We start from the raw sequence: 6331 nt of genomic DNA, 5'->3' as shown, positions 1-6331 counted from the left end.
GCTCTCGAGTGCTACCCGCATGCCGCCCGGCTCCTTCTTTCTCGAGGAGCATCCATGCCCGACGTACGCCCTGGCCGGCACGAGATGACGAGCCGACTCGGCGACGAATGCGGTCAGAACGAGCCGACTCGGCGTAGGGAGGGTCAGGTGAGGGGGTCGATGATCGCGTCGATGACCACCCGGGCCCAGTCGAGGAGGTCGGGGCCGTCCAGCGGCTTCGCGGGGAATCCGGACGAGACCGGGCGCGGGACCATGATGGTGTCCAGCTGCGGCTTGACCAGCGACTTCGGGTACATCCGGTTGAGGCGGACGACCCGGGAGTCGGGCAGCGAGACCGGGTGGAAGCGTACGTTCTTGCCGGCCAGGGTGACCTCGGAGACGCCGGCCTGACGGGCGCGGGCGCGGAAGCGGGCGACCTGGAGCAGGGAGGAGACCTCGGCCGGCGGCTTGCCGTAGCGGTCGAGGAGCTCGGCGGCGACGGACTCCACGTCCTCGTCGGAGCGGACTTCGGCCAGACGCTTGTAGATCTCCAGCCGCAACCGCTCCGAGGGGATGTAGTCGTGGGGCAGGTGGGCGTCGACGGGGAGCTCGATGCGTACCTCGTTGAGCTCCTCGGCAGCACCGTCGGGGCCGGCCTTGAACTCGGCGACGGCCTCGCCGACCAGTCGTACGTAGAGGTCGAAGCCGACGTCGGCGATGTGGCCGGACTGCTCGCCACCGAGCAGGTTGCCGGCGCCACGGATCTCGAGGTCCTTCATCGCGATCGCCATGCCGCCACCGAGGTCGGAGTGCTGCGCCAGGGTGGCGAGGCGCTCGTGGGCGGTCTCGGTGAGCGGCTTCTCGCCCGGGTAGAGGAAGTAGGCGTAGGCCCGCTCGCGGGAGCGGCCGACGCGGCCGCGGAGCTGGTGGAGCTGCGAGAGTCCCAGCGTGTCCGCCCGCTCGATGATCATCGTGTTGGCGTTGGAGACGTCCAGGCCCGACTCGACCAGCGTGGTGCACACCAGCACGTCGAACTCCTTCTCCCAGAAGTCGACCATCACCTGCTCGAGCTGCTTCTCGTTCATCTGGCCGTGGGCGACCGCGACCCGCGCCTCGGGCACCAGCTCGCGGATCCGCGCGGCCGCCTTCTCGATCGAGTTGACCCGGTTGTGGATGTAGAAGACCTGGCCCTCGCGGAGCAGCTCACGGCGCACCGCGGCGACGATCTGGCGGTCCTCGTAGGCACCGACGTACGTCAGGACGGGGTGTCGCTCCTCGGGCGGCGTGGTGATCGTGGACATCTCCCGGATGCCGGTGATCGACATCTCCAGGGTGCGTGGGATCGGGGTCGCGGACATGGACAGGAAGTCGACGGAGGTGCGCAGGCGCTTCATCGCCTCCTTGTGCTCGACGCCGAAGCGCTGCTCCTCGTCGACGACGATCATGCCGAGGTCCTTGAACCGGATGTCCTTGTTGAACAGTCGGTGGGTGCCGACCACGATGTCGATCGTGCCGTCGGCGAGGCCGGCCATGACCTCGGCGGCCTCCTTGTCGGTCTGGAACCGGGACAGCCCGCGTACGTTGACCGGGAAGCCCGACATCCGCTCCATGAACGTCGACAGGTGCTGGGAGACCAGCAGCGTCGTCGGCACCAGCACGGCGACCTGCTTGCCGTCCTGGACCGCCTTGAACGCCGCCCGGACCGCGATCTCGGTCTTGCCGTAGCCGACGTCACCGCAGACCAGCCGGTCCATCGGCACCGGCCGCATCATGTCCTGCTTGACCTCGTCGATGACCGCGAGCTGGTCGGCGGTCTCCTGGAACGGGAAGGCGTCCTCGAGCTCGCGCTGCCAGGGGTTGTCGGGGCCGAACTGGAAGCCCTTGGTCGCCTGCCGCGCGGCGTAGAGCTTGATCAGCTCGGCAGCGATCTCACGGACCGCCTTGCGGGCCCGGGCCTTGCGCTTCTGCCAGTCGGCGCCGCCGAGCCGGTCCAGGCTCGGCTGCTCGCCACCGACGTAGCGGGTGACCTGGTCCAACGCGTCGGCCGGGACGTAGAGCCGGTCGGGCGGTCCGCCCCGCTTGGAGGCGCCGTACTCCAGGACGAGGTATTCGCGGGTCGCGCCCTGCACCTCACGCTGCTTCATCTCGATGAACTGCCCGACGCCGTGCTGCTCGTGGACGACGTAGTCGCCGGGCTTGAGCTCGAGCGGGTCGATCTGCTTCTTGCGGCGCGCGGGCATCTTCACCATATCGCGCGTCGAGGACTTCTGGCCCGAGATGTCCTCGCCGGTGAGCACGACCAGCTGGCTGGCCTCGTCGAGGAAGCCGTGGGTCAGGCGGGCATGGATGACGGTGACGGTCTTGTGGACCGGCTTGGCGTCCTCCGGGTCCCCCTCTGCCAGCCGAGCCTGGATGTCGCGCTCCCCCAGCGCCTCGACCGTACGCTGCGCCGTGCCGTGGGCCGGCTGGACGACGACCACGCGGTAGCTGTCGTCGCGCCACCGCTCGATGTCGGCCAGCGCCGCGGCGGTGTCGCCGCGGTAGGCCTTCGCCGGCTGCCAGTCGATCTTGCGGGCAGGGACGCCGACGACGTCCGGATCGGCGAGATCCGCGTCGTCGTCGAGGCCGAACGGGCTGACCGACCACCACGGCTTGCCCTGGGAGATGGCGTGGGCGCGTACGTCGGCGAGGTCGCGGTAGGAGGCCGCGGAGAGGTCGATCGGGGCGACTCCCCCGCTGGCCGCGGCGGCCCAGGAGGCGCCGAGGAACTCCTCGGCGGTGGCGACCAGGTCGTGGGCACGGCTGCGGATCCGCTCGGGGTCGAGCAGCAGGATGTGGCTGTCCTCGGGAATCAGGTCGATCAGCAGCTCCATGTCGTCGACCAGCGCAGGCGCCAGCGACTCCATGCCGTCGACCGCGATCCCGGCGGCGATCTTGTCGGTGAGCTCGATCAGGGTGGGGTGGTCCTCACCCAGCTTTCGCGCCCGGTCCCGGACCTCCTCGGTGAGCAGGAGCTCGCGGCACGGCGGCGCCCAGAGGCGGTCGGTCTCGCCGCCGTGCTCGGCCGGGATGGCGCGCTGGTCGGCGACCGCGAAGTGGCGGATCGAGTCGACCTCGTCGCCCCAGAACTCCACGCGGACCGGGTGCTCCTCGGTCGGCGGGAAGACGTCCACGATGCCGCCCCGGACGGCGAACTCGCCGCGCTTCTCGACCAGGTCGACGCGGGAGTAGGCGGCGTCGGCGAGCTTCACGACGACGTCGTCGAGGCTCGCCTCCTGGCCCTTGACCAGCTCCACGGGCTCGAGGTCGCCGAGGCCCTTGACCTGCGGCTGCAGCACGCTGCGGACCGGGGCGACGACGACCTTCAGGGGGCCCTGGGTGCCGTCGACGTCGGGGTGGCGCAGCCGGCGGAGCACCGCGAGCCGGCGTCCCACGGTGTCGCTACGCGGGGAGAGGCGCTCGTGCGGCAGCGTCTCCCAGCTCGGGTAGTAGGCGACCGAGTCGGGCGGGAGCAGGTCGGTCAGGTCGTTGACCAGGTCCTCGGCCTCGCGCGAGGTCGCGGTGACCGCGAGGACGGTGCGCTCCTGGCGTACGAGACCGGTGACCACGAACGGGCGCAGGGCCTCCGGTCCGGTGACGTCGAGCGCCAGCATCCGGCCGCCCTTGGCCTCCGCCATCACCTCGCTCAGGGCGGGATCGCGCAGGACGAGATCGGCGAGCGGGGCGAGGATCACGAGTGACTCCAAAGGGATACGGCATGCACGAGAGCCCCCGGCCGGAAGAACAGGGGGTGCTGGGCCCCAGTCTAGAAGACGTGTGTAAAGACGTTTGACTTCGAGCGCATGCGAGGCCGGAGCGTGGATCGCATGAGATATACGACCATCGGATCAGGCGCCGGATCGCGGCGCGTCAGCAAGCTCGCGCTCGGCGTGATGCGGTTCGGGACGGACACGGACGTCTCGACCTCCTATGACATCCTCGACCGCTTCGTCGAGGCCGGCGGCACCTTCGTCGACACCTCCAACAACTACGCCTACTGGGCCAACGGCACCCAGGGCGGCGAGAGCGAGACCGTGCTCGGGCAGTGGCGCCGAGACCGCGGGATCGGCGACGAGCTCGTCATCTCCACCAAGGTCGGCGCGCGCCCCACCGACGTCGTCGAGCCCGTCGAGAACGGGTGGGCCAATCAGCGCACGCGTCGTTGGGAGGGACTGGCTCCGGCGAACGTACGCGAGCAGGCCGACCGCTCCCGCGAACGGCTCGGTGTCGAGCGGCTCGACCTCTACTACGCGCACGTGCCGGACATGAACGGCGTCCCGCTGGAGGAGTACGCCGCCGGCTTCGCCGCCCTCGTGAAGGACGGTGTCATCGGCCAGTTCGGGCTGAGCAACCACTGGTCCTGGCAGGTCGAGCGGGCGCGGACGGTCAACCCGGAGGAAGCCCGGCCGAGCGTGCTGCAGTACCACCACACCTATCTGCGGATGCGCACCGACATCCCCGACCGGCGGCTCTCCGTGGACGGCGAGATCGGCGTGGCCGACGCCTCCCTGCTCGCCTATCTGAGGGCGACGGCGGGGCTGACGCTGGTGGCCTACACGCCGCTGCTCAGCGGTGCCTACACGAACCCCGCGAAGTCGCTCGATCCCGCCTACGACCACCCCGGGACGACCGCGCGCCTCGCGGTGCTCGACGACGTCGCCGCCGAGACCGGCGCGACCCGCAACCAGGTCGTGCTCGCATGGATGCTCGGTGACGCCCTTCCGGTGATCCCGCTGGTCGGAGCCTCGTCCGTCGCCCAGCTCGACGAGAGTCTGGCGGCGGTGGACCTGGAGCTCAGCGAGGAGCAGAGGGCTCGGCTCGACGCTGCTGGGCGATGAGCTCGGCGTCGGGGTCGGTCTCGCCCACGGCCGCGGCGTAGTAGGCGACCTTGAACTCGATCGCATCGAGATGGGCGGCCGTCTCCTCCAACTGCGCGCGCACCCGGTCGCGGTGTGCACGCAGGAGGGCGAGGCGGGTCTCCTCGTTGCCCGTGCCGTCGCGGACCATCTCGGCGTAGCGACGGATCTCCCGGATCGGCATCCCGGTCGAGCGCAGCCTGGTGATCAGCGTGATCCAGCCGAGGTCGCCCTCGGTGTAGGCGCGGTGGCCCGACCCGTTACGGCCGACCCGAGCATCAGCCCGTCACGCTCGTAGTAGCGCAGCGTGTGCGCGGTCAGGCCGGTCCGCGCGGCCACCTCGGCGATGCTGAGTCCGGTGCTGAGCCCAGTGCTCCCGGTGCTGTGCGCCTGCGTCGTCATAACTCCAGTGTCCGGGTTGGAGTGCACTCGAAGTCAAGCGGGTTCGGCTACGTTGAGAGGGTGAAGAGGACGTACGCCGTGGAGTCGGCCGTTGCCGGGCTGGTCGTCCTCGGGCTGACGCTGAGTGGGTGCGGCGGAGCGCCGGAAGCCTCGCCGAGCCCGACAGCCAGTGCCTCACCCTCGGTGTCGGTGGAGCCGTCACCCAGCGACGTACCTTCGTCTTCTTCTCCGGTCGCCCCGGAGCCGGGGTCGGTGCCGCCGGCGTGGCTCGGCACCCGGGTGCTGAAGGAGGACGCGGAGGGGTACGGGATCGCCGGGCCGACGCCGCCGGAACTGCGCAACCGGGCGTGGACGCTGCCGGACATGCTGCCGATGCTTCCCGGCGACGGTTTCGCCGCCGAGGTCGACGTCGCCCCGGACGAGGTGATCGCGCGCTCGACCTGGGTGCCGGGGTGTCCGGTCTCCCGGCAGGAGCTGGCCTGGGTACGGATGACGTTCTGGGGCTTCGACGGCGCCCGCCACACCGGCGAGATGCTGATCAATGCCCGGGTCGCCGAGGACGTCGTCGGGGTCTTCCGGCGGCTCTACGAGGCGAGGTTCCCGATCGAGCAGATGGACATCACCACCAAGGCGGCTCTGGATGCGCCGCCGACCGGCGACGGCAACGGCACCGGTGGCTTCGTCTGCCGCCCCTCCGTGGGCCAGACCTCGTTCTCCCAGCACGCCTACGGCCTGGCGATCGACATCAACACCTTCCAGAACCCGTACGTCAAGGGCGACCGCGTCATCCCCGAGCTCGCCCGCTGGTATCTGGACCGGTCCCGCACGGCGCCCGGGATGATCCACCGCGACGACGTGGTCGTCCAGGCCTTCGCTGACATCGGCTGGGAGTGGGGCGGCGACTGGAACTCGCTGAAGGACTACCAGCACTTCAGCGAGAACGGCACCTGACCCCCGGCACCGCTGGTCGAGCCGCCGGAGCCGCTAGGCGAAGGCGTGTCGAGTGCATCACCCACGGCGCCACCATGGTCATCCCGGGCCAGGCCTTCGACCTG

At 70.3% G+C, this 6331-nt stretch carries 4 protein-coding genes and 1 pseudogene; 2 read left to right on the top strand and 3 right to left on the bottom strand.

Annotation, left to right across the window (positions count from 1 at the left end; genetic code table 11):
* Window positions 1–143 precede the first annotated feature (143 nt).
* The gene (gene mfd / locus ABZ796_RS27595) at window positions 144–3656 is read right to left on the bottom strand and encodes a transcription-repair coupling factor (protein WP_357341374.1); all 3513 of its coding nucleotides are present in this window, start codon (window positions 3654–3656) and stop codon (window positions 144–146) included.
* A gap of 189 nt (window positions 3657–3845) precedes the next feature.
* On the opposite strand from mfd, the gene ABZ796_RS27590 reads away from it, so the two are divergent.
* Entirely contained in the window at window positions 3846–4856 is a 1011-nt protein-coding gene (locus tag ABZ796_RS27590) for an aldo/keto reductase (protein WP_357341372.1), read from the top strand.
* Here the strand turns inward: ABZ796_RS27590 and ABZ796_RS27585 are convergent.
* Complete coding sequence (locus tag ABZ796_RS27585; RefSeq protein WP_357341373.1) at window positions 4813–5058, bottom strand: hypothetical protein; 246 nt, start codon at window positions 5056–5058, stop codon at window positions 4813–4815. The genes ABZ796_RS27590 and ABZ796_RS27585 overlap by 44 nt on opposite strands.
* Before the next feature lie 27 nt (window positions 5059–5085).
* Window positions 5086–5276 (bottom strand): annotated as a pseudogene (locus tag ABZ796_RS27580) (MerR family transcriptional regulator); the annotation flags it as partial.
* A gap of 60 nt (window positions 5277–5336) precedes the next feature.
* On the opposite strand from ABZ796_RS27580, the gene ABZ796_RS27575 reads away from it, so the two are divergent.
* A complete protein-coding gene (locus ABZ796_RS27575; protein WP_357341371.1) occupies window positions 5337–6227 on the top strand; it encodes a M15 family metallopeptidase in 891 nt (296 codons plus the stop codon).
* The last annotated feature ends 104 nt before the right edge of the window (window positions 6228–6331 follow it).

It is taken from the genome of Nocardioides sp. NPDC047086 (assembly GCF_040643685.1).
In the GTDB taxonomy this organism is placed as follows: domain Bacteria; phylum Actinomycetota; class Actinomycetes; order Propionibacteriales; family Nocardioidaceae; genus Nocardioides.
This window is presented reverse-complemented; position numbering and strand designations above follow the sequence as displayed.